The 24,943-nt window shown below is 69.7% G+C and carries 19 protein-coding genes; 13 read left to right on the top strand and 6 right to left on the bottom strand.

All coding sequences use genetic code 11. From position 1 onward, the window contains the following. Positions 1-92: 92 nt before the first annotated feature. The 7 genes from IEZ15_RS26040 (at position 93) to IEZ15_RS26010 (ending at position 6,848) form a co-directional block, all read left to right on the top strand. Complete coding sequence (locus IEZ15_RS26040; RefSeq protein ID WP_189279611.1) at positions 93-1,292, top strand: MBL fold metallo-hydrolase; 1,200 nt, start codon at positions 93-95, stop codon at positions 1,290-1,292. 384 nt (positions 1,293-1,676) lie between these two features. Next, the gene (locus tag IEZ15_RS26035; RefSeq protein ID WP_189279610.1) at positions 1,677-2,243 is read left to right on the top strand and encodes a hypothetical protein; all 567 of its coding nucleotides are present in this window, start codon (positions 1,677-1,679) and stop codon (positions 2,241-2,243) included. A 420-nt stretch (positions 2,244-2,663) separates the two neighbouring features. Next, positions 2,664-4,658, top strand: a complete 1,995-nt coding sequence (locus IEZ15_RS26030; RefSeq protein ID WP_189279609.1) for a sensor histidine kinase — start codon at positions 2,664-2,666, stop codon at positions 4,656-4,658. A gap of 7 nt (positions 4,659-4,665) precedes the next feature. Further along, on the top strand, positions 4,666-5,100 hold the full coding sequence (locus tag IEZ15_RS26025) for a roadblock/LC7 domain-containing protein (protein WP_189279608.1): 435 nt from the start codon (positions 4,666-4,668) through the stop codon (positions 5,098-5,100). Positions 5,101-5,102: 2 nt separating this feature from the next. Then, a complete protein-coding gene (locus IEZ15_RS26020; protein ID WP_189279607.1) occupies positions 5,103-5,474 on the top strand; it encodes a DUF742 domain-containing protein in 372 nt (123 codons plus the stop codon). Between the two features lie 229 nt (positions 5,475-5,703). Further along, complete coding sequence (locus IEZ15_RS26015; protein WP_114249430.1) at positions 5,704-6,264, top strand: GTP-binding protein; 561 nt, start codon at positions 5,704-5,706, stop codon at positions 6,262-6,264. Beyond that, positions 6,261-6,848: a GAF domain-containing protein gene (locus IEZ15_RS26010; protein ID WP_189279606.1), complete on the top strand. Its 588-nt coding sequence runs from the start codon at positions 6,261-6,263 to the stop codon at positions 6,846-6,848. Before IEZ15_RS26015 ends, IEZ15_RS26010 begins: the two co-directional genes overlap by 4 nt. 81 nt (positions 6,849-6,929) lie before the next feature. On the opposite strand, the gene IEZ15_RS26005 is transcribed toward IEZ15_RS26010, so the two are convergent. From IEZ15_RS26005 to IEZ15_RS25985, 5 genes are all read right to left on the bottom strand, one after another. Then, positions 6,930-8,840, bottom strand: coding sequence for a DUF2264 domain-containing protein (locus tag IEZ15_RS26005; protein WP_189279605.1), 1,911 nt, complete (start codon positions 8,838-8,840; stop codon positions 6,930-6,932). A 36-nt stretch (positions 8,841-8,876) separates the two neighbouring features. Then, positions 8,877-11,309, bottom strand: coding sequence for a polysaccharide lyase 8 family protein (locus IEZ15_RS26000; protein ID WP_189279604.1), 2,433 nt, complete (start codon positions 11,307-11,309; stop codon positions 8,877-8,879). Between the two features lie 22 nt (positions 11,310-11,331). Continuing rightward, positions 11,332-12,717, bottom strand: coding sequence for a M60 family metallopeptidase (locus IEZ15_RS25995; RefSeq protein WP_373302621.1), 1,386 nt, complete (start codon positions 12,715-12,717; stop codon positions 11,332-11,334). Between the two features lie 163 nt (positions 12,718-12,880). Beyond that, the gene (locus IEZ15_RS25990; RefSeq protein WP_189279637.1) at positions 12,881-13,975 is read right to left on the bottom strand and encodes a LacI family DNA-binding transcriptional regulator; all 1,095 of its coding nucleotides are present in this window, start codon (positions 13,973-13,975) and stop codon (positions 12,881-12,883) included. 62 nt (positions 13,976-14,037) lie between these two features. After that, on the bottom strand, positions 14,038-15,024 hold the full coding sequence (locus IEZ15_RS25985) for a hydroxyacid dehydrogenase (protein ID WP_189279602.1): 987 nt from the start codon (positions 15,022-15,024) through the stop codon (positions 14,038-14,040). Positions 15,025-15,363: 339 nt separating this feature from the next. Between IEZ15_RS25985 and IEZ15_RS25980 the strand changes: the two genes are divergently transcribed. The 5 genes from IEZ15_RS25980 to IEZ15_RS25960 all read left to right on the top strand — a co-directional run bounded on the left by IEZ15_RS25980 (position 15,364) and on the right by IEZ15_RS25960 (position 22,723). Continuing rightward, positions 15,364-16,377: an ABC transporter permease gene (locus IEZ15_RS25980; protein WP_189279601.1), complete on the top strand. Its 1,014-nt coding sequence runs from the start codon at positions 15,364-15,366 to the stop codon at positions 16,375-16,377. Positions 16,378-16,459: 82 nt separating this feature from the next. Further along, positions 16,460-17,320: a carbohydrate ABC transporter permease gene (locus IEZ15_RS25975; protein WP_114249431.1), complete on the top strand. Its 861-nt coding sequence runs from the start codon at positions 16,460-16,462 to the stop codon at positions 17,318-17,320. Between the two features lie 53 nt (positions 17,321-17,373). Next, the gene (locus IEZ15_RS25970; RefSeq protein ID WP_189279600.1) at positions 17,374-19,047 is read left to right on the top strand and encodes an extracellular solute-binding protein; all 1,674 of its coding nucleotides are present in this window, start codon (positions 17,374-17,376) and stop codon (positions 19,045-19,047) included. After that, positions 19,044-20,510 carry a M1 family metallopeptidase gene (locus IEZ15_RS25965; protein ID WP_189279599.1) on the top strand — a complete coding sequence of 489 codons (1,467 nt, stop codon included), beginning with the start codon at positions 19,044-19,046 and terminating at the stop codon, positions 20,508-20,510. The genes IEZ15_RS25970 and IEZ15_RS25965 overlap by 4 nt, the downstream gene beginning before the upstream one ends. Beyond that, a complete protein-coding gene (locus IEZ15_RS25960) occupies positions 20,507-22,723 on the top strand; it encodes a right-handed parallel beta-helix repeat-containing protein (RefSeq protein ID WP_189279598.1) in 2,217 nt (738 codons plus the stop codon). Before IEZ15_RS25965 ends, IEZ15_RS25960 begins: the two co-directional genes overlap by 4 nt. 64 nt (positions 22,724-22,787) lie before the next feature. Here the strand turns inward: IEZ15_RS25960 and IEZ15_RS25955 are convergent, their stop codons facing one another. Beyond that, complete coding sequence (locus IEZ15_RS25955) at positions 22,788-23,810, bottom strand: LacI family DNA-binding transcriptional regulator (protein WP_189279636.1); 1,023 nt, start codon at positions 23,808-23,810, stop codon at positions 22,788-22,790. Positions 23,811-24,056: 246 nt separating this feature from the next. On the opposite strand from IEZ15_RS25955, the gene IEZ15_RS25950 reads away from it, so the two are divergent. Beyond that, positions 24,057-24,920, top strand: a complete 864-nt coding sequence (locus IEZ15_RS25950) for an ABC transporter permease (protein WP_189279597.1) — start codon at positions 24,057-24,059, stop codon at positions 24,918-24,920. The last annotated feature ends 23 nt before the right edge of the window (positions 24,921-24,943 follow it).

The raw sequence follows: 24,943 nt of genomic DNA, 5'->3' as shown, positions 1-24,943 counted from the left end.
CGGTCCGGCGAACCTCCCGTCGGCCGTTGCGCTCTCGCGCTGTCGTACCCCCCGCCCATAATGAGACGACACCGACTCCCTCAGGAGATGCTGTGACCGGCGCTGACCCCTTGCCTCCGCTCCGCACCCGGTTGCGTTCGCTGCGCCCCGCCGCGTTCGGCGCCGATCCGGGCGGTGCCCGCATGGAGCGCATCCGCCGCTCGCCCAACTTCGCCGACGGCGTCTTCCAGAACCCGGTGGGGGCACGGACCAGGCCGTCCGGATCCACCCTGGAGTTCGCGAAGGTCTACTTCCGCAAGGAGGAGCGGGCGCGCAGGGCCCCGGTCGGCACCGTGCCCGTCCACGCGACCACCTACGCCGACCTCGCCGAGCCGCCCGCCACCGGGCTGCGGCTCACCTGGATGGGCCATTCCAGTGTGCTCGCCGAGATCGACGGCCGGCGGGTGCTCTTCGACCCGGTGTGGGGCGAGCGCTGTTCGCCCTTCGCCTTCGCGGGGCCCAAGCGGCTGCATCCCGTGCCGCTGCCGCTCGCCGCGCTCGGACCCGTCGACGCGGTGGTGATCTCGCACGACCACTACGACCACCTCGATCTGCCGACGATCCGCGCCCTCGCGGGCACGGACACGTTGTTCGTCGTCCCGCTCGGCGTCGGCGCACATCTGGAGCGGTGGGGCGTGTCCGCCGACCGGATGCGCGAACTGGACTGGAACGAGACCACGAAGATCGCCGGGATCGGCCTGACCGCCACTCCCGCCCGGCACTTCTGCGGCCGCGGCCTGCGCAACCAGCAGCACACGCTCTGGGCGTCCTGGGCCGTCGCGGGGCCCGAGCACCGGATCTACCACAGCGGTGACACCGGCTATTTCCCCGGCTTCAAGGACATCGGTGCCGAACACGGCCCCTTCGACGCGACAATGATCCAGATCGGCGCGTACTCGGAGTACTGGCCGGACATTCACATGACGCCTGCCGAGGGCATGCGGGCTCATCTGGATCTCCAGGGCGGAAGGCCGCTCGGCGCGATGCTCCCGATCCACTGGGCCACCTTCAACCTCGCCCCGCACGCGTGGGCGGAGCCCGGCGAGTGGACCAAGGACGCTGCTGAGGAAGCCGGGCAAGCGGCCGCATTTCCGCGACCGGGCGAGCCCTTCGAGCCCGGGGGAACGCTTCCCGTCGATCCCTGGTGGCGTGCCGTGGCTGCCCCGATCGCACACCCCTGGCACCGTACCGAGCCGACGGACGTTGCTCCGGACAACCTCGATCTCGACCTCGATCTTGCAGGCGAACGGTGACACGGGACAGGGACGAGAGCCTGCACGGCCTCCGTGCAGAGGTCCGCATCGTCAAGTCCTGATACCGAGGCCTCACTCCTTCGGCTCAACGTGGGGGCTCCCTTCCGACGGGAGTTGTGGTGCCGCAGGCAAGGCGCCGCAGGCATTGGGAGCCGCTCGGCACGATTGTCCCGCCCGTCCCCGGTCGACACCCCGGGGAGGGCGGGGGAGCATGGGACAGCGGGCACCTTCCGGCCTCCGGACTGCCGCCGGTGTGACGCGGCGGCCGGAGTTGAGGATCGTCAGTGCCCGCCCGCCCCGCAGGCCGCCGCGCAGTGCTCGCGGTGATGAGCGCCGACGCCACTGCGGCCGACTGTTCCACGCCTCTCCGATGGGAGCACCATCATGCATCTGCACCCTCGACGCGCCGTGGTTTCTTTGCTCGCGTCCTCACTCGCACTGTCCGGCGCGATCGTCTTCGCGCCGACCGCCGGAGCAGTGCCTGCTGCGAGCTGCACGGTCACGCCCGCGGCGAACGGGACGTTCGTCACCATCTCCGGTGAGGGCTTCACGGCTCCGCGGAACCTCAACGACGGTGAGTCCACCGAGCCCTTGAACGTGGACGCGAACGGCAACTTCTTGCTGAAGCGCTTCCAGAAGAACGTCGACTACACCGTTCTCGCCGTCAACGAGGACCAGAGCAACATCTTCGTGAACTGCAGGATGGTCCAGCCCGAAACCGGGACGGCCCAGCCCGAAACCGGGACGGCCCAGCCCCCTTCCACCCCGGGGATGGGCGACGCGAGCGAGCGAGCGCAGGGACGCACAGCAGGAGGCCTGGCCGGCCGCGACGCGGCCGAGGCGAGCTGCAGCGAGCGGCCCATGCCGGACCGGAGCCAGAATCACACCGACGCCTACTGGGAAGCGTGGGTGCAGGCAGCGGATCGCGCCTTCGACAGGGCCTGCGCATAGGTTGAGCGCTTGCGTACTCCGTCTCGTCGTTGGGGGGGCTCGACCCCGTTTCGGGCAGGGAGAGCTCAATCGACCGCGGAGCGTCAGACAGCTCGGCCCGTCCGGCATGACCGGACGGGCCGAGCCGTTCCGTGTTCAGGGGATCGCTCCTGTAGGCCGTTCGGGTGTCCGTCGACCAGATGTCGATGCGGAGTAATCGGCCTCTCGTGCGAGAGGTAATACCAGAGCGGGACGGATGGCGGGCAAGTTCGACAACTGCCCGTCGTGCCTGCGTGATCGGCGACTACCGTGTGTATCCGGTGATCAACGGTGGGTTCATCTCCTTCGAGCCTGCCCGACCGATGAACCGAGCCTGACCGACCACCGTAGGTGCCACCGCATGAACGCCGATTCCTGGTGCCCCACGTACCGAGGACGCTGATGTCTCAACTTCGCGCACCCGAAGCGCGACCGGAACGCCGAGAGGGCGGACGGCACGGCCGACCGGGTGCCCGTTCCCACTCGGCCACGGCCAGGCCGCGTGCCGCCAAGCCATCCCCCGAGGCGCGTATACGCCCTCAACTCCTGCGCACCGCGATGCTGCCGACCGTCGCCGCGGTGCTGAGCGGAGCCGCAGCGGTCATCTTCACCGTCCGCTCCACCGGAGCCCGGCCGAACACCGAATTGTGGACCGCACTGGGCGGGGCCGGTGCACTGGCCGTCGCCGCCGTGCTGGCCGCGTACTCGGCCGCCAACCGAGTCGCCACCACCGTCTTCGGCCGCTGCCTGGCGCTCCGCCGCGCCAGCGCACAGGGCCAGGCCGAACTTCAGCGGGTGGTGGAACAGCTCCGCAACGGCGAGCCCGTGCCCGCACGCAGGCCCGCGCAGCCTGCCGCGCCCGGCAGCGACGCCTTCGAGCTGCTCGCGCAGGAACTCGGCCGCCAGCAGGAAGTCGCCGTGGCCGCGGTCATGCAGGCGTCCCGGCTCTCCGACCACACCGGCGAGGACCAGAAAGTCGAGGTGTTCGTCAATCTCGCCCGCCGGCTGCAGTCGCTCGTGCACCGCGAGATCCAGCTGATCGACGAGCTGGAGCACGAGGTCGAGGACCCCGATCTGCTCAAGGGCCTCTTCCATGTCGACCATCTCGCCACCCGCATCCGCAGGCATGCAGAGAACCTCGCCGTCCTCGGCGGCGCCGTCTCCCGGCGTCAGTGGAGCAACCCGGTCACCATGACGGAGGTGCTGCGCTCGGCGATCGCCGAGGTGGAGCAGTACCCGCGGGTCAAACTGGTACCGCCGATCGACGGCACGCTGCGCGGACACGCCGTGGCCGATGTGATCCATCTGCTGGCCGAACTCGTGGAGAACGCCACCGTGTTCTCCGCCCCGCACACCCAAGTGCTGCTCCGTGCCCAGCAGGTCACCGCCGGACTGGCCCTGGAGGTCGAGGACCGGGGCCTGGGCATGCCGGGCAACGAGCAGAGGCGGATGAACGCCCTGCTCGCCGATCCCGACCAGGTCAATGTGTCCCATCTCCTGCAGGACGGCCGGATCGGCCTGTTCGTCGTCGCGTCACTCGCCCGACGGCACGGCATCGCGGTCAGGCTGCAGAGCAACATCTATGGAGGCACACAGGCCGTACTCGTTCTCCCGCAGTCCCTTCTGGGCGTGGACGGGGACGCTCCGGCCGAGGCCGACGCGGCTTTGGTCCCGCCGCCGGGACCCGTACACCGTCCGCCGGCCGAGGACGACACCGGAAGCCACCGCAAGCCGAACCCGACCCTGCATCCCGGACCGGGCGCCGGTCCGGGCCCGTCACCGGCCGCGTCACCGGCCCCGCAGGCGAGCGCCAACCGGCAGCCGTACGTACCCACTCAACCGCTTCGCCTGCATCAACCACCCCAGCAGGCGAGACGCGAGGGCGAAGCCCCGCCGCTCCCACTGCGCGCCGAGCGCCTCGACCGCCCCACTCCGGCCGATGCCCGCCCCGGAATCCGGTGCACGGACGAAACCGCCACGGCGCTCCACTCCGAGCCCGGAGTCGTACGCGGCACCATGGGCAGGCCCCAACTCCCCAGGCGCGCCAACCAGGAGCACCTGGTTCCGCAGCTCAGGGAGGCACCGGCCCCGCGCACCGAGGACGAACAGACCCTGCACGACCCGGGACTCATGGCAGCCTTCCGTCGGGGCATCGAACTCGCGGAGGCCCGTAGCGAATCCGAGGCGGACACCGAACGGGGCCCGGACACGAGCCGCGAAGCGGCGGCCCCGCAGACCTGGCAGGCCCGGACCCCGCCCGGACCGCTGCCGGTCCGCGGACTCACCGCGACCGTCGCGCCGCATCACCCGGTCCCGGATCCGGCACTGGATCCTGCCCCGGATCAGGACGCGGCCCCAGCCACCGACCCCCTCGAAGCGAATACCTCCAAGGAGTAGATGCACCATGGCGACCGATATGCCGTCCGGTCCGGTCTCGGACCTCGACTGGCTGCTGAGCGGACTGGTCCAGCGCGTGCCGTACACACGCAGCGCAGTCCTCCTCTCCGCCGACGGGCTGGTGAAATCCCTCCACGGCATGGACGCCGACAGCGCCGACCACATGGCGGCGCTGGCCGCCGGCCTGTACTCGCTCGGCCGCAGTGCCGGCGCGCGCTTCGGTGACAGCGGCGACGTGAGACAGGTGGTGGTCGAGCTCGACTCCACGCTGCTGTTCGTCTCCACCGCCGGGTCGGGCACCTGCCTCGCCGTTCTCGCCGGCCGCGAGGCGGACGCGGCGGTGCTCGGCTATGAGATGACCATGCTGGTCAAGAGCGTCCGGCCCTATCTGATGACTCCGACGAGACAAGTGGCCGGGACACCGAGCGCCACGGGGTTGTGAGGGTGTCGGTTCCGCAGGACGGGCCGTTGCTCGACGACGCGGCAGGCCGGCTCATCCGCCCGTACACCGTGAGCGACGGCCGCACCCGTCCGACGACCGTGCTCGACCTGCTCTCCCTGGTGATGGCCACCGGGACCGAGCCGCAGATCCATCTCGGTCCCGAGCACTGCGTCGCGCTGGGGCTGTGCGGCGGCCCCACGTCGGTGGCTGAGATCGCCGCCCATCTGCGGCTGCCCGCAGTCGTCACCAAGGTGCTCGTCTCCGACCTGGTGGACTGCGGGGCAGTCACCGCGCACCCGCCCGCCTTCCATGACATGCCCACCGACCGATCTCTGCTGGAGGCAGTGCTCGATGGCTTACGACGACAGCTCTGACGGCTTCGGCAGCTTTGCCGCGTACGAGAACAGCGCAAGCTCCGAAGGCTTCGGAAGCCACGCAAGCCACGCAAGGCATGGCCATCCGCAAGGCTACGGCGAGTTTCGTGGCGCCTATGACTCCGGTGACACCTATGGCTCCCGTGGCAGTCATGACGCCGGAGGAGCCGGCGGAACCAGCGGTGCCTATGACTCCGGTGGCTCCGAAGGCTTTCCCGTCGCGCTCAAAGTGCTGGTTGCAGGCGGGTTCGGCGTCGGCAAGACGACCTTCGTCGGCGCGGTCAGCGAAATCGCACCGCTGAGCACGGAAGAGCTGCTGACCCAGGTCAGCGCCGCCACCGACAGTCTCGACGGCATCGAGTCCAAGGCCTCCACGACTGTGGCGATGGACTTCGGCCGCATCACGCTCGACGAGCAGCATGTGCTCTATCTGTTCGGCACTCCCGGCCAGGAACGCTTTTGGTTCATGTGGGACGAACTCTCCCAAGGGGCGCTCGGAGCGGTCGTGATCGCGGACACCCGCAGGCTCGCGGAGTGCTTCGCCGCTGTCGACTTCTTCGAGCGACGCGGCATCGGATTCATCGTCGCGGTGAATGAGTTCGACGGCGCCTACCGCTATGCGCCCGAGGAGGTACGGGCCGCGCTCGACCTGGGGCCGGACGTACCGGTCGTGCTCTGCGACGCCCGGATCGCCAGCTCCGGCACCGGGACACTGGTCACACTGGTCCAGCACCTGATCAACGCCACTTCCGCCCCGGCCCCGTTGTCCGGCTTCGGAGCACACCCGTGACCCTGCATGCCGACGGCCGGATGCTGCTCACGCCTGTCGACCGTGATGCCTTCGTCCGTACCCAGCGGCTACGAACCCTGGGCCTCGGAGAACGTGGCGATGCCTCGTTCGACAACTTCGACGCCTTCGCCGACCGGGTGGCCGAAGTGACCGAAGTGCCCTTCTCGATGGTCAACTTCATCGACGGGAACCGGCAGTTCCACGCCGGACTGCACACCCCGGCCGGCATGCACAGGGGCTTCGACCTGGGCGCAACGGCCGCGGGCAGCGGCCGCGGCGGCCGGTATGTGGCCCTCGACCGCGGCTACTGCCCGCATGTCGTCGTACGGCGCAAGGCGCTCGTCCTGGAGGACGTCTGCGACTACCCACGGTTCGCCGGGAATCCGGTAGTCGACGAAATAGGCATCCGCTCCTACCTCGGCGCGCCCCTCATCGATCGCACGGGCATCGCCCTGGGTGCCGTCTGTGCGGTCGACACCGTGCCCCGCCCATGGGGCAGGGCAGGGCTCGACACGATCAAGTCCCTTGCGCAGGAACTCGTCGGCCACATCCAGCGGCGGGAGGACAAAGGCATCGGTATCTGACCGGGCGGCCCCCGGCGGCCCGGTCCGTGAACTGTCTCCGGCCGCGATCGGACCTTGACCACGACGTGACCTCGAGCGTCTTCAGACCTCGACCGTCGTACCGTCGAGGAACGTCAGGACCACCGCGTCCGCACCCGCTCGTACCCGCACCGAGTCGCGCAGCGCCTCCGGATGAACGGTGTCCTGGGAAAGGGCGACGAGCGATACATGGATGCTCTGCCCGCCCGGGTGCGGTCGGCTGCACAGGTACGGGATCGCGGAACGCGGTCCGTACGCATTGGACTGGACGTCACGCGCGACAGCGGCCCCCTCGCCACCACCGTCCCAGCCGTACAGCGCGATCAGGGCGCTGCTCAGACCGTCGGCCGTACGGGCGAGCGCCCAGTCGGGACCCGACAGGGCGAACGGACTCTCCGCATGAGCGACCGCGTGACCGCCCTCCCGCACCACCGCACCCTCGGGCGCCTCGACCCGGTGCACCCGGATCTCCCACGGTCCGTGCAGCACACTCGTCGTCTCGATCCGGTACGGACGGTCGTCACCCGGCAGCCGGGCCGCGTACCAGGAGGCGGCGACGCGGTCCTCGCAGCGCAGCGGATGGATCCGGCGGCGCAGCGACGGCGTGCCGTCCGGGGCGACGAGTGCCAGATGACCGTCGATGGAGCGTGTCACGGCGTGCGGGGCGGCTTCGGGGGCCGTCGCCGTCGAGTAGGCGAACTTCGCGTAGTGCGGATCGTCCACGCCCTCGGACGGGTCGGCCGCCTCGTCGTACGGCGGATTGTGGTCGCTGCCGTGATTGATGAGCCGCACGATGCCGTCGTCGCGGGTGCCGTGGAGCAGCCAGCCGGGTGCGGGCAGCGCGGTGTACTGGTCGGACTCCTCGACGGGCAGCGGGAGTTCCCGTGCCGTCCACACCGGGTGATCCGCCGGGAGCAGCAGCCCGAGGAAACCCTTGCTCGCCCAGTACGGTGAGGCGGGACCGGAATACGGCTGGGTGCTCGGCAGGAACGTGTCGTACCAGCCGAGCGTCAGCAGCCCCCGCTCGTCCGGCACACCACGCTCCGCGAAGTGCCGCATCGTGCCCGAGGCGAGCCGGCGAGTGAGCCCCGGCGCGAGCGGGGTGCAGTCGGCCAGCGCCCCCATCCACACCGGTGCGAGAGCGGCGAACCGGTACGTCAGTGAACGGCCCTGGTGGACCGGCGCACCGTCGGAGCCGAAGAAGTGCGGGTAGTCCTCCAGGAACCGGCTGAGCCGCTGCCGGTAGACCTCGGTCCTGCCCCCGTCGTCGGCGCCCGCGATCCGCGACCACAGCAGCGGGTACAGATGCATGGCCCAGCCGATGTAGTAGTCGAAGTTCCGGCCGTCGCCGTCGGTGTACCAGCCGTCACCGACGTACCAGTCCTCGATCCTGTCCAGATTGCTCTCGATGTCGGAGCGGCTGTAGGGGGCGCCGACCGAGGCGAGGAACTGCTCGGACACCACCTGGAAGAGCCGCCAGTTGTTGTCCCAGGTACGCCCGCCGACGAACCCGGAGAACCAGTCGACGACCCGCTCCTGGACCCGGGCGTCCAGCCGGTCCCAGATCCACGGCCGGGTCTCGTGCAGTGCGACCGCGACCGACGCCGCCTCCACCATCTGCTGCGAACAGTCCGTCAGCCGAGGCCAGGACTCACCGCTGAGGGGGTCCGTGCCCGCTGCCAGGCCCGCTGTGAACCGCTCGATCAATGCGGGGTCGACCGCCCCGCCCGCGCCCGCGATCCGGCAGGCGGCGAGCAGGAACGACCGGGCGAAACCCTCCAGACCGTCCGAGACGACCCCCGACCAGCTGTTGCGGCCGGGCAGCCGGTACTGCGCGAAGCCGGGTGTCGCGTACGGCACCAGCGCGTCCAGCATCCGGTCGGCCGTCGCCTCCCAGTGGGCCCGGGTCCAACCGGTACGGGAGGACAGGATCCGGTCGGGCGGCGGCAGTTGCAGATGCGGTGCGACGGACATGGTGGTGCTGCTCCTCGGAGGGTGCGCAGGGGTGGATTACTGGATGAGTTCGGCTCGGTGGGTGTGGCCGCGCGAGCCGCCGACGGCGACGGTGAGTACGGGCCTGCGGCCCGGGACGAGGCTCACCGTGTCATCGGCGTCCACCACCGACCGTACGGGGAACGGCAGCTCGACCGAGAGCGTGGTGAGCGTCCGGCCCGGGTCGGCGACCGCGACCAGGACGTGTCCGCCCCGGCGCTGCACGAGCACCGACGCCGGACCGGAGGCCGTGATCCCGGCCGCGGTCCCGGCGCCCCAGAAGTTCACCGCGGTCAGTCCCGCCCGGCGTACCTCCACGGCCTGCGCGGTGGCGTCGTTCGCGACGATCCGGACCGGCCGGGAGTGCGACCAGACCGTGGTTGCCGCCGCCGATGCGCCGGGCAGCAGCACATAGGCGTACCGGGCGTCGGTGGGGGAGACACCGTGATCGACCCGGAGCGTGAGATAGCGGCGGGTGACGGGATCGGTGCTGCCGCCCGTGTCCGCCCCGGTGTCGATGGCCCGCCAGGTGCCGGTGCGCTGCTCCCGCAGGGCGTGCAGGGCGGTCCCTTCGGGGAAGACATAGCCGCCCACGCCGTCGACGTGCGCCCACCGTGCTCGGCCGAAGTCCTGGGCCCAGCCCTGCTCGACGGGCTGATGGACGCCGTCGACCAGCAGCCGGTTGCTGCCGTCCGTGCCGAGGTTGCGGTTCTCCACGATCGTCTCCACCGGACGGCCGTCGCTCGCCGTGATACCCGCGCCGAGCGCGATCACCGCGTTGTCCAGCAGGAACCAGGACTTCTTCGTCCGCAGGGTGGTGCCCTGGGCGCCGATCACCTCCATCGCGGCGGCGCCGTACCGGCCGTCCAGCACGGCGCCGCCCGCCACGGCGTTCGTCGGACGGTAGGTGGATGTGCCGGCGCCCGTGCCGAGATCGGTCCGCTGCCGGGTGTCGACCGTGGTGCCGGGGAGCCGGTACGGATCGACGGTGGGCCAGAAGCCGTCGTTGAACTGCCCGAGGTCGTCGCCGTCGTACAGATACGTCATGCCGTCGCCGGTGTACCAGCCGTGCAGATTCTCACCGTTGCCCGCTTCGTACGCCGAGATCCGCTTCGACGAAAGCGACAGCGCGCAGGCCCAGCCGGGGCGGCGGTGGACGACGCGGTCCATGTCGGCGAAGACGAAGGTGCCGGTCGTACGAGCCTCGGCCTTCACGGTCCGGTCGTTCAGGACGGCTTTCGCCAGGGCGAGCTGGGGAAGCGTCGCGAGAGCCGTGAAGGGAGTGGTGCGATTACGGGTCAGCCAGCCCTTGACCAGCGCCCGCCAGCGCCCCGCGTACTCGGCGGGTGCGCCGGTCGAGAGGAGCAGGATCGCGGCGACGGCCGTCGCACCGTCGCGGTGGTCCCCGGCGCGTTCCCGGGAGATCGCCCGGCCGCGCACCGAGTCCATCATCAGCCCGTCGAAGATCACCGGGGCGAACGTCCGCTCGACGGCCTCGTACATCACCGACACCTTCGGGTCGGTGACCGCCCACTCGGAGCCCGCCAGCAGCGCCAGCAGATAGGCGGTGCCACCCAGCAGCACGACGCCGTACGAACCGGTGTACGCGACCACGTCGTGCTGGACGAATGAGCCGTCCTCGTAGAAGCCGTCACCCGAACTCGTGTAACGGAAAAGGCTGTTGCGGCCCGAGTCGCGCACATCGGAGAGTGCGTCACGGGCGGAGACGAGCTTGCCGGTGTCCTGCCCCAGCAGTCCGCGCAGCGCAACGATGACGGCCTTGTCGGTGCGGTTCGCGCCGGTCTCCGCGAGGGAGGGGGAGTTGGTGCGACGGTCCGCGTCCGGGCAGAACCGGTCGACGACGGACAGATAGTCCGTCAGATCGGCTGCGGGAAGCCGGTCGCGGAGGATGACGGAGCAGTCCATCAGGGCACGCGGGGCGCCGATCTCCCAGAACCACCAGTTCCCGGTCTCGCGCTTGGCCGGGTTGTACGCGGTGTCGTACGTGAAGCGCAGTGCGGCTACGAGGGCGTCCGCCACCTCCGTGCTCCCGGCGAGGGAGGTGCCCTCGGTCGCCCAGGCGACTGCGATCGTGCGCAGCCGGGTGTAGCTCTGACCGAAGTTGCCCGGGTCGGTGAGCGGTGCGAGGTCGGGCCAGAGCGCGGTCCGTCCGGCGCTGCGGTCGAAGGCTTCCCAGAGCCCCTTGGCCGTGGTGGACAGGGCGGCCAGCGCCGCTGTGAAGTCGGTGTCGGCCGGATCGAACTCGCCGCCGGTGAGCAGTGTTTCGGCCCGCCGCAGGAGGGTGTCGAAGTCGGCGGTCGCCGCGGCTTCGCCGGATGCGGCCGCGACGGGCCACGCGTGCGCGGCGCCGGCCGACGTCATGAGCGTCGTCGCGGCTGTGACGGCCGTGGCGCTGCTCGCCGCGAGAAGGGTTCTTCTGCTGAGGTTCACGGTGGCTCCTTGTCGCCGGTGGTCAGTCCGACAGCGTGGACGGGTCGACGGAGGGCTTCGGCAGGTTCAGTGCGGCCAGCTCGGCCTTGCCGGTGGCGTCGATCGGGAACGCCCAGGTGTTCACGAAGAAGTCCGTGAGGTCGTAGCCGGCGACGCGGCTGGAGCAGGTGGCGAGGGCCCGGTAGCGCTTGTCGTTCTCCGTGTACTGGGACTGCGGGTTCTCCTCGCGCACCAGCTTGTGCAGCCGGGGCCAGAAGTCGTCACCGAAGGCCAGCTCCAGCTGGCGCAGCGGGACGAGCTTCTCGTACGCGCCGAAGGACTTCTCGTAACTCAGCCCCGCCGTGCCGAACTTGCGCTGTGCGGACTGGAAGTAGGTGAGTCCCGTCGTCGCGTCGACCGTGAGGAGGTTGGACGGCTGCTTCAGCGTGCGCTGGGCGGCCAGCGAGTAGATGTTGACCGTGACCTCGGTCAGTCCGCCGGGCTTGTAGGCGAACTGCTGATGCAGATGACCGAGTTCGTGGTAGAGCCCCCAGCCGCGGGTCCGCAGCCCCTCGACGGTCGTGGCCCGGTCGAGATAGGCCCGCGGGAAGCCGTTGTAGCCGTGTGTGGCGTAAGCACCGACACCGGCCGGGACCTTGCTGACCTCGGTGAAGTGGTACGGCCCCGCCTTGCGCCGGTGCACCGGCCTCGAGCCGTCGAGTCCGCTGATCCGGGCATGCGAGTCGATGATCGTCTCGACCAGCCCGAGCAGTGCGGCGTGGTCTTCGCCGCGGTACAGCAGCGCGCCCTCGCGGGTGAGCGTCAGGATCGTGTGCGGCGCGTGGAGTTCGACGTACGGCGATGCGGTGAGCGTGTCCAGCTGCTGCTGGTAGTCGGCCTCCGAGGTGCGTCCCAGGGCGAAGACGGGCATGGGGACGGCGCCGGAGCGGACCAGCACACCGGCCCGCTCGCCACGGCCCGCCAGGGTGAGATAGACCGGGCCGCCGTGCGGGTCCGTCACGGTGTTCGCACCGGCGGTCAGCGGATAGCTGCGCGGCTCGGTGATCTCGCCGTAGTAGTCCCACGCGCCGATCCAGAGGGTGGGCAGCAGATCGTCGTACGGCTGGACGGTGAGGGAGAGGGGGGTGCCGGCCGGGACGTACAGGCCGGTGGGCTGGAACTCCGAGCCGCGCAGGGCCTGTCCGAGCCGCAGTCGCTCGGCCTCGGCGGCGGGCCGGGCGGTCACGGTCAGGTGGACCGGGCGGGCCCCCTGCGAAACGGAGGTGTCGGCCGTCGTGGCCCGGGCCGTGCCGGTGCCCAGGGCGATCGCCGCTCCGGCTCCGGCCGCGGCGGCGAGAACGGAACGCCGGCCGACGAGGGAGGAAGCGGAGGAAGGGGCGGTGGAGGGGCCGGCGGAGTCTGTGGGCATACGCATGCGGAACTCTCCCTGCAGAAACGAGTGAGGGGCGGAAGCGTGCGGAACGGGTGCTACTCGGCGCCAGCATGTAAGCGGTTGCTATCGAGCCGCAAGAGGAGTCAGGAAGTTACTGTGATTTTCTATGGCCAACTGTGGACAGGGGGGAGGTAACCGGTCACATCCGGGTGGGCCGGCCGGGCCGTGGCGCAACGGAATCGCGTACCACGATGTGGGTGCCCAGGCGCAGCGCACCCGTGGTCGGCTCGCGCCAGTCGTCATCGTCCCCGCCGGTGACGGCCAGTCGTACCGCCTGGCGCCCCATCTCCTCCAGCGGAATGTGGACGGTGGTCAGCCGCGGCCGCAGCTCCTGGGCCACCGGGATGTCGTCGTACCCCACCAGGGACACGTCCTTCGGCACCCGGACCCCGGCCTCCTCCAGGGCCTGCGCCGCGCCCGCCGCCACCATGTCGTTGGCGGCGAAGACCGCGGTGAAGTCCGGTCCGTCCCGCAGCAGTTCGGCCATCCGCCGGTACCCGAAGTTGCGGCTGAAGGCACCGGGCTGAACCAGCTCGGGGTCCGGGGCGATGCCGCGCAGCTCAAGGGCCCGCCGGTGCCCGGCCAGCCGGTCGCGGGTGGTGGAGAGCTTGGGCGGGCCGCCGAGGTAGAGGATCCGCTCGTGCCCCTGCATCAGCAGATGGTCGGTGATGGCGAAGGCGCCGCCCTCGTTGTCGTACTCGACCGCGGCGGTCGGGGCCTGCTCGCCGAGCGGCGACCTTCCGCACAGCACCAGCTTCGATCCGCCCGCGTCCAGCTCGCGCGCCCTGCGGGCCAGCTCGGTGGTGTAGCCGCGGTCCGCGATGGAGCCGCCGACCACGACCACGGCGTCCGCCCTGCGCTCATGCATCAGATCGATGAAGGCCAGCTCGCGCTGCGGGTCGCCCTGGGTGCAGCAGACCAGACAGAGCCGTCCGCCGAGTGCCGCCTCCCGTTCCACGCCACGCGCGATGTACGCGTAGAACGGGTCGATGACCTCGTTGACGATGATGCCGACGGTGCGGTTGGAGACGCCGGCCAGCGCGCGGGCATGGGCGTTGACGACATAGCCGAGCTCGCGCATGGCGGACTCGACACGCTCCCGGGTCGCCTCGGCGACCGGGTAGTTGCGGTTCAGTACGCGGGAGACCGTGGCCGTCGAGACGCCTGCGCGCCGCGCGACATCGGTGACCGTCGCGCGCCGTTGTCCGTCCGCGGCTGTGCTCTGCCGGCGCATCCGGCTCACCCCCTGGTGGCTGTTGTGTGACGCCGAGCCTAGAGCCTGTGCCGGGGCGGAGCTCATGCGATCCTCCCCAGGTCGGCCCGGTAGACCGGGTGGTCGAACGGTGTGCCCTGCGCGTACCGCGCCAGCTCGTCCACCGCGAGCGCCCCGAGCCGTCCCACCTCGTTGCCCTGGGCGCCCGCGAGATGCGGGGTGAGGAAGACGTTCGGCAGGTCCCACAGCGGGTGGCCGTCCGGCAGCGGCTCGGGCGATGTCACATCGAGGACGGCGTCCAGCCTCCCGCTGACCAGGTGCCCGGTCAGCGCCTCGGTGTCCACCAGAGGGCCGCGGGCCGTGTTGACGAGCAGCGTGCCGGGCCGCATCAGGCCGATCCGCCTGGCGTCGATGATCCCGCGGGTCTCCGGCGTGTCGGGGGCATGGACGCTCACCACGTCGCTGGTCGCCACCAGGGTGTCCAGGTCGGTCGGGGTGACACCGAGCAGCTCCGCCTCGGCCGCACTGACATACGGGTCGTACAGCAGTACCTCGGCATCGAGGACCCGGAGCAGTTCGATGACCCGGCGGCCGATCCGCGACGCCCCGACGATGCCGATGGTCAGGCCGTGTGTGCCGAGCCAGTGCTGGCGGTCGAGGTCGGCGCCGGTGCGGTGGGTGCGCCGGGTGCGGAAGAGCCCGGCCAGCGGGAAGACTCGTTTGGCGCCCATGATGATCGCCGCCAGGGTGAACTCGGCGACCGGTACGGCATTGGCGGCGGCGGCCGAGGAGACGACGATCCCGCGGTCGAACGCGGCCGGGGACAGAAACGTTTTCACCGTGCCGGCCGCATGGATCACGGCACGCAGCGCGGGTGCCCGGTCCAGCAGTGCGGCGTCGACGGGCGGGCAGCCCCAGCCGGTGAGCAGGACCTCGGCCGCCTTCAGCGCCGCTGAGGCGTCCGGGGAGTCGAACTCGCTGATCACGAACGGGTCGAGGAGGTCGGCGGTCTCCTCGAGACGGGCCCGCACCGGTGGCGGAAAGACGTCGTCGAGCAGTCCGGGGCTCATGGCCAGGACCGTGCGCGGCCGTCGCGGGGGCGGTGCCGCAGCACCGCTACCGGAATGAGCCGGTGCCTCTTCGGTGGTTCGCACCCTGCCTCCGGATAGTAATCGCGTTCTATTGAATGACCGGAACGCTAAGGAGCGCGACGGTCGACCGTCAAGCTCATCGCCGCCCCAACTGTCCAGTTGAGAAGTATTTTTGTTGATTCGTTGGGCTGGATTCGATGGTGAGGGCATCGGGTCTCAACGACATTTGCCCGGATCTCTTGACGCTTGGGTTAACCGCTTACTAACTTGCGGCCCCAGAAGGCTCACCATGCGCCACCCAGCCGAACAGGACGCACCATGGCTGAAACAGCACCCCCGTTGCCGCGGGAGAAGCGGCGGCAGAAGGCCGAAATACCCTCCCCGCCCGCTGCCCAGGCCGTTGTCGCACAGCACCGGCTGACGCTCTGGCAGCGGATCAAGCGGGACCGGGTGATGCTGCTGCTCACCCTGCCCGGCCTGCTGTACTTTGTCGTTTTCCATTACGTACCGCTGCTCGGCTATGTCGTGGCGTTCCAGGACTACCAGCCGTATCTCGGCTACATGCACAGCGTCTGGGTGGGGTTCGCCAACTTCTCCGCGGCGTTCGGTGAGCCGGCCTTCTGGTCCGCGACGTTCAACACCCTTGAGATCGCCCTCGTCCAGCTGGTGTTCTTCTTCCCGATCCCGGTCGCCCTGGCTCTGCTGCTCAACAGCATCGCCAGCGACCGCATCAGGCGCTTCGTGCAGAGCGTCGTCTATCTGCCGCACTTCATCGGCTGGGTCATCATCGTCTCGATCTTCCAGCAGATCCTGGGCGGCGCCGGGCTTCTGCCCGACGTACTCGGCGGCCTGGGGCTGCCGCGCTACGACATGATGAGCGACCCCGACGCCTTCCCCTGGCTGCTGACCCTCCAGGTGGCCTGGAAGGACGCCGGCTGGGGAACGATCATCATCCTTGCCGCGCTGCTGAACATCGACAGGCAGCAGTACGAGGCCGCCGCGATCGACGGCGCGGGCCCGCGGCGCCGCCTCTGGCACGTGACCCTGCCGGGCATCGCCCCCGTACTCATCCTGCTGCTCATCCTCAACCTCGGGCAGATCCTCTCCGTCGGCTTCGAGCAGATCCTGCTCCAGCGCGACGCGGTCGGCCCGGACGCCGGTGAGGTCCTCGACACCTACGTCTACTACCACGGCATCAAGGACAACGACTGGGGCGTCGCCGCCGCCGTCGGACTCGTCAAGGCGGTCATCGGCACCGCACTCGTCCTGGGCGCGAACAAGTTCGCCCACCGACTCGGCCACGAAGGGGTGTACCGCGGTGCTGACCGCTGAGAAGACGCGCGCCACATCGGAATCCACCGCACCGGCGCCCCGGCCCGCCACCGTCCGCAAGTCCGACGGCCGGCCCCCGTGGATGGAGCGGCCGACCCGCATCGGGCAGATCGCCAAGGCGGTCGCCATCGTCGTGGTCGTCCTCGCCGTCGCCTACCCGCTGGTCGGCGTCATCGGCACGAGCTTCGCCTCACAGACCGACATCATCAAGAGCTCCGGCCTCGTCCTGTGGCCGGACCACCCCACCCTGGACGCCTATCGCACCATCTTCACCGGCGGAGTCGTCACCCGCGCGCTGATCGTCTCCGTCGGCATCACCGTATTCGGCACCCTCGCCAGCCTGCTCGTCACGGTCGGCATGGCGTACGGACTCTCCCGCCGCGATGTCACGGGCTCCCGCTTCATCCTGATGACGGCCCTGTTCACGATGCTCTTCAACGCGGGCATCATCCCGAACTTCCTGCTGGTCAAGGGACTCGGGCTGTACGACACCTACGCGGCGCTCGTCATGCCCACCCTGGTCAGCGCCTTCAACCTGGTCGTCCTGCGGTCCTTCTTCATGAACCTGCCGGAGGAGCTGTACGACGCCGCGAAGGTCGACGGGGCCGGAGACTTCCGCATCCTGGTGCGGATCGTCCTGCCGCTGTCAAAGGCCGTCCTCGCTGTGATCAGCCTCTTCTACGCGGTGACGTACTGGAACGCCTTCTTCAACTCGCTCCTGTACCTCAACGACTCCGACAAGTGGCCGCTGCCCATGGTGCTGCGCACCTATGTCCTGCAGGGCCAGAGCCTGAACGCCGCCTCGGCCGGCGAGGTGCTCGCCCCGCAGCAGGCCGTACAGATGGCGGTCCTGGTGATCGCCGTCGTACCGATCCTCTGTGTCTACCCGTTCCTCCAGCGCTACTTCACCAAGGGCGTGCTCACAGGCGCCATCAAGGGCTGAGCGCAGCCACCGCCCCCCCCACTCCTTCCTTCCCCTCTCTCAAGGAGATTCAGGTGTCGAGCTCCACCCCCATCAACCGCAGAGCACTGTTCCGCATGGGTGCGGGCGTCGGTCTCTCACTGGCCGCCGCCCCGCTGCTCGCCGCCTGCGGCGACGGCGGCACGACCGCGAAGGCGGAGGCCAAGAGCGCCTCGCTGCTCCCCGACACCGCGGTCCGCAACATCGGCCTCAAGCCCGATCTGGCGGGCACCGCGGCTGGTGTTCCGCAGGGCTACTTCAGCTACCCGGCCAAGCCGCTGCGGGCCACGAAGGGCACCCCGCTGAAGGGGGCGAAGCCGATCAGCGCGACGATGGAGACCTTCTCCCCGCCGCCGCCCGCCCGCGGCAAGAACGCCGCCTGGCAGGAGATCGAGAAGCTCCTGGGCGGCCAGGTGAACATCACCGCCGTCCCCGCCGACGACTACGGCACCAAGTTCTCCACCATGGTCGCGAGCGACAGCCTGCCCGATCTCTTCATGTACCCCGAGGTCGGGGGCGTCGACAACAAGGCTGCCTTCCTCCAGGCCAAGTGCGCCGACCTGACTCCGTACCTCGCCGGGGACAGGATCAAGGACTACCCGAACCTGGCAGCGATCCCGAAGGGCGCCTGGCAGGCCGCCATCTTCGGCGGGAAGCTGTACGGCATCCCGATCGCCCGCACCGGCACCGGCGGTGCCGGCTTCTACCGCCACGACCTCTTCGAAGAGGTCGGCGTCACCGACCTCGCCCAGATCTCGGACCTCGACAGGTTCGTCGAGGTGTGCAGGGAGCTGACCCGGCCCAAGAAGGACCAGTACGCGATCATCGCGGGCGCCACCACCATGCTCGCGATGTCCGCGGGCGCGCCCTACTACTGGCGGCTCGACGCCAAGACGGGCAAGTTCACCACCGACCTGGAGACGCCGGAGTACCGCAAGGCCGTGGAGACCGCGCGCGAGCTGTACAAGGCGGGCTGTTTCTATCCGGGAACCCTGCAGATGTCCGGGGCGCAGAAGGCCCAGTACACGGACATGTTCAAGAACGGCAAGGGCGCCTACGTCTACGACGGCATGCCCACCTACCTGGCGCCCGGCGTCGGCTACATCGCCTCCATGAAGGCGATCGACAAGAAGTACGACCCGCGCCCCTTCGTCCCGTTCGGCAAGGATGCCATCGCCTGGATGGACAACGTCAAGCTGGAGAACACCCATGTGAAGCAGGCGTCCGGCGACCGGGTCAAGGAGATCCTGGCCCTGGCCGACTTCGCCGCGTCCCCGTTCGGCAGCGAGGAGTACACGCTCATCAACTACGGCGTCGAGGGCGAGGACTTCACCCGTGACGCCAAGGGCAACCCGGCCCTCACCAAGCAGGGCACCCAGGACGTCACCGTGCCCTGGAAGTTCATGGCCTCCGCCGTCCCCGCCATCTTCAGTGCCGACTCGGAACAGGGCGTGCGCCACGTCCACGACGCCTTCACCAAGATGATTCCGATCATGGAGCAGGACCCGACGCTGCAGTACTCCTCGCCCACCTGGGACTCGAAGGGATCCGGCAGCCTCTACACGTTCAAGCAGGACGCGCTCAAGGACATCATCGCGGGCCGCAAGCCCATGTCCGCCTACGACCAGCTCGTCAAGGACTACCTGGCCAAGGGCGGCGAGCAGGCCCGCGGCGAATTCGAGGACGCCTTCCAGAAGGGGAAGAAGTGACGACGCGACGCTCGGCCCTCAGACTCGGCGGCGCGGCGGTGGCAGCGGTGGTCGCCGTACCCGCACTCGGCTCGGCCGCCATCGCACAGCCGCCCGGCTTCGACCCGAAGCCCGGCTCCGACGGCGTCGGCGACCCGCTCTTCCCGACCCTCGGCAACGGCGGATACCAGGTCGTCCACTACGACCTCACCTTCGACTTCACCCCGGTGACCTACGACTTCACCGCCGTCGTGAAAATCAACGCCAAGGCCACCCAGGACCTGTCCGCCGTCAACCTGGACACCGACGGCCACACCATCGACTCCGTCACCGTCGCCGGCCGCCCCGCCGGCTGGGAGCTCTCGCCCGGCAAGAGCGGCCAGGAGCTCACCATCACCCCCGCCCGACCGCTCCACGACGGGCAGGCGTTCACCGTCGAGGTGCGCTACCGGGGCAACGGCAAGGCGCCCCGACTCGGGCTGACCGGATGGAAGTTCGGCACCGACGGCGGCTTCGCCTCCGCCGCCCAGTCCTCCCGCGCCGACACCTTCCTGCCCTGCAACGACACCCCGTCCGACAAGGCGACGTGGACCTTCCACATCAGCGCCCCGCAGGGCTATGTCGCCGCCGCCAACGGCGAACTGCTCCACAAGACCCCGCGCGCCGACGGCTCCACCGTCTGGCACTTCGCCCTGCGCGAGCGCATGGCGACCGAACTCATCGGCATCGCCGTCGTCAAGGGCACCTATCTGTACGGCACCAGCCACCGCGGACTGCCGCTGCGGCACATCGTCCCGCAGGGACAGGAGGACAAGTACGGTCCGATCGTCGCCCGTACCGCGGACCATCTGGCCTGGCTGGAGGCGAAGTTCGGCCGCTACCCGTTCTCCGTCTACGGCGTCCACATCTACGACGGCTACACCGACGCCCTGGAGAACCAGACCCTCTCCCTGTTCTCCACCAACTGGTTCAAGCTCAACGCCAACGGGCAGCCCGGCTACGAGACCACCATGGTCCACGAGCTCGTCCACCAGTGGTTCGGCGACTGGGTCACCCCGAACGACTGGCAGCAGGCCTGGCTCAACGAGGGCCCCGCCGTGTACTACGCCGGCCTGTACGGCGAGGAGCGCGGCTGGTCGGTCTTCGAGGACAAGATGAAGGCCACGTACGCGAAGCTCGATGCCATCCGCGCCACCGACGGGCCGCCCGGACTCCCGAAGGCGCTCGGCGGCACCAATATCTATGACGGTGGCGCACTCGTCCTGTACGCCCTCGGCCTTCGGATCGGTCAGCGGCAGTTCGACCGGGTGATGCGTGAGTGGGTGAAGCGCTTCAAGGACTCCACCTGCACCAGCGAGACCTTCATCCGGCACACGGTCGACGTCACCGGCGACAAGTCCCTCGACCCGTTCCTGCGCGACTGGCTCTTCGGAGCCGTGAACCCGCCCATGCCCGGTCACCCCGACTGGAAGGCCTCCGCGTGAACCGCCGCTCCCTGAACGTCGTACGAGGAACCGCCGCTGCCGCCACCGCCGTCTTCCTGGCCGCGCTCCTCGCCACCCCGACCGCCCAGGCCGCACCCGGCCCCCGCACCCTGTACGCAGCCCCGGACGGACACGGCGCCACCTGCACCGTCGCCCGCCCCTGTACCCCGGAAGGCGCCCGCGACCAGGCACGCGCCGAGACCGGCCGCGACGTCCGCGTACTTCTGAAGAACGGTACGTACAAGCGCGACGAACCCCTGAAGCTCGGCGCCGCCGACTCCGGGAAGGACGGCCGCACGGTCACCTGGACCGCGGCCCCCGGAGCCCGCCCCGTTCTCTCCGGCGGACAGGACATCACCGGGTGGCGGCGGAACGCCGACGGCACCTGGACCGCCGACGTCCCGGCCGGCGTCACCCCCCGCCAGCTCTTCATCGACGGCAGGCGCGCCACCCGCGCCCGGGGCGCGGCCTGCGCGGCGAGCACCTGCGACGCCACCAGGACCGGCATGACCGGCGCCGTCGCCACCGGGATCGACCGGTGGCAGCGCCCCACCGACGCCGAAGCCGTCATCCGGGTCCGCTGGCGCAACTACCACTGCCGGATCACCGGCGTCAGCGGCGACGTCATGACGTTCGCCCAGCCCTGCTGGACCAACTCGGCGAGCGGCACCAACCGCACCGGACCCGCCTGGGACTCCACCGCGGTCGACTCCACCCGCTACAGCGGCGTCGCCTTCTTCGAGAATTCCTCCGAACTCCTCGACCAGCCGGGCGAGTTCGTGTGGAATTCGCAGAACCGCACCGTCACGTACCTGCCGCGCAAGGGCGAGAACATGCGCCTCGCGCAGGCCGTCACTCCGCACACCGAACAGCTGCTCGTCGTCGACGGTGCCCACGACGTCACCGTGGACGGGATCGGCTTCGCGTATGCGGCTTACCACCAGCCCGACACGGATGAGGGCTATGCGGGCATGCAGGCCGGTCTCACCCTGACCGGAGCCACCGGCCCCGTCGACCATGCGGGCCGCTTCTACACCAAGCCGTCCGCCGCGGTCACCGTCCGCGGCGGACAGCACATCAGCATCGAGAACGCCCGGTTCAGCCGGCTCGGCGGAGCGGGCGCCATCCTTGAGGCCGGCACCAAGGACAGTTCCCTGACCCGCTCGTCCTTCACCGATCTGTCCTCGGGCGCGGTGTACGTGGGCGACACCGAGCCGATGCCCCAGGCGGCGCTCGCGGGGGAGCGGAACACGATCGCGTACAACACCATCACCCGCTCCGGCGTCGAATACACCGACTCGGTGGGCATCTGGGCCGGTTACGAGGCCGCGCTGACCGTCGACCACAACAGCCTGGACCATCTTCCGTACTCCGGGATCTCGGTCGGCTGGGGCTGGAACCAGCCCGAGGCCCAGAAGTCCGTGCTGCGCGACAACAAGGTGACCGACAACCGCATCACCGATGTCATGGAAGTTGCCCAGGCACAGCACGACGGCGGCGCGATCTACACCCAGGGCGCGCAGCCGGGCACGGTCGTCTCCGGCAACTACATCAACCGCTCCGCCTTCGGCAACACCGAGCGCGACGGCAACGGCATCTACCTAGACGAACAGTCCTCGCACATCGTCGTCGAGAGCAACGTCATCACCCGCATCGGCTACAAGTGGGTCTCGAACTGGGCGGATTACGGCATCCAGAACACCGCCCGGGGCAACTGGACCGACACGGCGGCGCCGGCACTCGGCGGCACGGGCTCGGTCATGACGGACAACCTCACCGGTCTGGACCGACTGCCGGCCGAAGCCCTCGCCGTCGCAGGCCGGGCAGGCGCCCACGGCGGCCCGGTGGAGCAGTTGCGGACCGACCTGGCCCGTACCGGCACCGCGACCCAGTCCTCCACCGAGGGCACGGCGGCCGCGGCGCTCGCGCTGGACGCCGACACCAACACGGACACCCGCACGCTGTCCGAGGCGGGCGCCTGGTGGCAGGTCGATCTGGGCAGCGAGCAGCGCGTCCGTCAGATCGAGATCTGGAACAACTCCTCCTCCACGACAGCCGACTTCGATGTCGTCACCGACGACGCGACGGTGCACGTCAGCGGGAAGGCGCTGCGCCCGACGGTCCTGAACCTGGACAGCCGGACCCGCACGGTGAAGATCGTGGCCTCCGGTACGGGACGCGTGGCACTCTCCCAGGTTCTCGTCCACCCGTAGTGGTCCGCCCTCCGTCACCGGGCGGATCACGAGGAAGGGCCCTTCGGCACCTGAACGCCGCCGGTCACCCGACCGGTGGCGTTCCCGTACTCGCCCGCACCACCACCTCTCCCGCCACCCGCACCACCCGGGCCCGCCGCCCCGCGGACGGCTCCCGCAGCGCCAGCGCGATCACGTCCTCGCCCATCGAGGTCAGCGGCAGCGCCACCGTGGTGAGCGCCGGCGACAACTCCCGTACCAGCGGAATGTCGTCGAACCCGGCGAGCGAGACATCCTCCGGCACCCGCAGCCCCTCCTCCCGCAGCGCGGCGAGCGCCCCGACCGCCATCACGTCGGTGACCGCGAACACACAGGTCGGCCGCGGCCGGCCGCAGGCCAGCAACCGCCGGGCTGCCGCATACCCGCCGTCGCGAGTGAACGCGCCCTCCACGACCCGGTCGAGCCCGATTCCCGAATCCGCGAGCCCTTCCCGGAAGCCAGTGAGCCGGTCGGAGACAGTGGTCAGCGCGGGTGGGCCGGTGAGCACCGCGAACGTGCGGTGCCCGAGACCCACCAGTGTCCGGGCGAGCGCGGCCGCCCCCGCCCGGTTCTCCGGCTGCACGGTGTCCACCCGCAGGCTGCGATGCCTGCTGACGACGGCCACTCGCCCCCCGCCCCGTACGTAGGGCTCCAGTTCGGCATCCAGGGCCCGCTCCCACGCCCGGTCCTGGAAGCCGGAGCCGATGAGCAGGATCGCCCGGGCGCGCTGAGCCCGCAGCATCGAGACGTAGGCGATCTCCCGGGCGGGTTCCCGGAAGGTGGAGGCCAGCATCACCAGCAGATCCTGCTCGGCCGCGGCGCGCATCACGCCACTCGACACGGCCGCGAAGTACGGATCGCTGACGTCGTGACAGATGACGCCCACTGTACGGTTGTTGGTGGAATTCGCGAGAGCCTGCGCATGGGCGTTGGGGATGTAATCAAGCCGCTCCGCCGCCGCCCGCACCCGCTCTCGCAGATCGTCGCGTACCCGGGTCGTGCCGTTGAGGGCGCGCGAGGCGGTGGCGGGGGATACCCCGGCCTCCCGGGCCACGGCGTCGAGCGTCACATGCGCCGTTGCGGGAAGGCCGCCGCGCGGCTCCGGGTGGTGCGGTGTTCCCCGTTCACTCAACTCGACCCCCAAGGGCGCGGTGGTGGAAGGCCCCGAAACTTGTCGACGACCTATTGACCGTGCGTGCAGGCAGTCATTAGCGTGGCGAAAACCTTATCAGAAAGCGCTTTCTGAAAGCGCCTTCTCGTCATCGCAGGATCGCACAGCTCTCCACAACTGCACCCGAAGCGGCGGGAGTTCACAGTGAGCCAGAGCGCGTTGACCAAAAGTCCCCCTGAAGCGGAGGGAGTTGTCCGGCGGGCCGGTCCCTCGGCGGGGGAGCGCTTCGCGCGGGCGGCCGAGCAGAGCTGGCGGCCCGTCGCCCTGCTGCTGGTCTGTTTCGCCGTCTGGTGGGTGATCTCGGCGGCGGAGCTGGTGAAGCCGTATCTCGTACCGTCACCCGGGGCGACCCTCGATGTCCTTACCGGCAAGGCCGGTTATCTCTGGCAGCACACCTGGGTGACCACATACGAAACGCTGCTCGGCTTCCTGATCGCCGTGGCCGTCGGGGTACTGGCGGCAGTCGTCATGGTGTACTCCTCGACCGTCGAGCGCACGCTCTATCCCATTCTGCTGTTCGCCCAGGTCGTACCGAAGATCGCGATCGCGCCGCTGTTCGTCGTCTGGCTCGGCTTCGGTATCGAGCCGAAGATTCTCATCGCCGTGCTCATCGCCTTCTTCCCCGTCGTGATCTCCATGGTCACCGGCCTCAAGGCGGTCGACCCGGAGATGCTCCAGCTGTCGGCGACCATGGGCGCGCGGCCCTGGCAGACCTTCCTCAAGATTCGCTTTCCGGCCTCGCTCCCGCATCTCTTCTCCGGGCTCAAGGTCGCGGTCACCCTGGCGGTCACCGGTGCGGTCGTCGGCGAGTTCGTCGGCGCCAACGAGGGCCTGGGCTATGTGATCCTCCAGGCCAACGGCAACCTCGACACCCCGATGCTCTTCGCCGGGCTGCTCGTGATGTCACTCATCGGCGTCGTGCTCTTCGTCGCCGTGGAGATCGCCGAAATGCTGTTGCTCCCGTGGCACGCCAGCCGCCGGGACGCCTCCGCCACCACCACGTACTGACTCCGTCATACCGATTTCGTCGC

The organism is Streptomyces atratus, assembly GCF_014648655.1.
Taxonomy (GTDB): Bacteria; Actinomycetota; Actinomycetes; order Streptomycetales; family Streptomycetaceae; genus Streptomyces; species Streptomyces atratus.
The sequence above is the reverse complement of the archived record's forward strand: the minus strand, read 5'-3'. Positions and strand labels throughout refer to the sequence as shown.